Origin of the sequence: Rhodococcus sp. T7 (assembly GCF_009872365.1) — a bacterium.
Taxonomy (GTDB): Bacteria; Actinomycetota; Actinomycetes; order Mycobacteriales; family Mycobacteriaceae; genus Rhodococcus_F.
Window position 1 is genome coordinate 893,841 of the sequence record NZ_WXYH01000389.1, and the last position, 597, is coordinate 894,437.

1 protein-coding gene is annotated in these 597 nt (G+C 64.3%); it reads right to left on the reverse strand.

Annotated elements, in window-relative coordinates:
• On the reverse strand, positions 1–597 hold a 597-nt coding region (locus MLGJGCBP_RS48265; RefSeq protein ID WP_160098642.1), incomplete at both ends, for a DDE-type integrase/transposase/recombinase.

Sequence of the window (597 nt, forward strand, 5' to 3'; positions counted from 1 at the left end):
CTGGCTCCCCGCATCGCTGTGATGCACCAAACCCGTTGAGGTGAAACGGATGTCGGTTCTCCTGCGGGTGAACAACGCCTGCTCGAGCACTCCGGTGACCAACACGGTGGTCTTGCATGTCATCACCTGCCACCCGAGGATCCGGCGGGAGAACACGTCGACACAGAACGCCGTGTACACGAATCCGGTGAGTGTCCACACGTACGTAAAGTCCGCGACCCACCACTGATCGGGGCGGTCCGGGACGTCCCATTTCCTGTTGATCAGATCCGGGTGTCGTGGTGCCCGCTCGTCGCGCTCTGTGGTGGTCGTGCGGCGTTTGCCGCGGACCACCCCGCGGATCCCGCAGATCTTCATCAGGCGCGCCACCTGATCGCGCCCGATGTCGTGGCCGGCGTGTTTCATCGCCCACCAGATCTTGCGGGCACCGTAGAGGCGCTTGTTGGCCACGTACACCCTGTGCACGGCGTTGGCGGCGTACGCCTCGCCCAGGTCGGTGCCCGAGATGGGTCCGCGCTGCTTGGCCTTGTAATAGGTGGACGGGGCGATGCTGATGCCGTGCTCGGTGAGCACAGTACAGATCGGGTCGACCCCGAA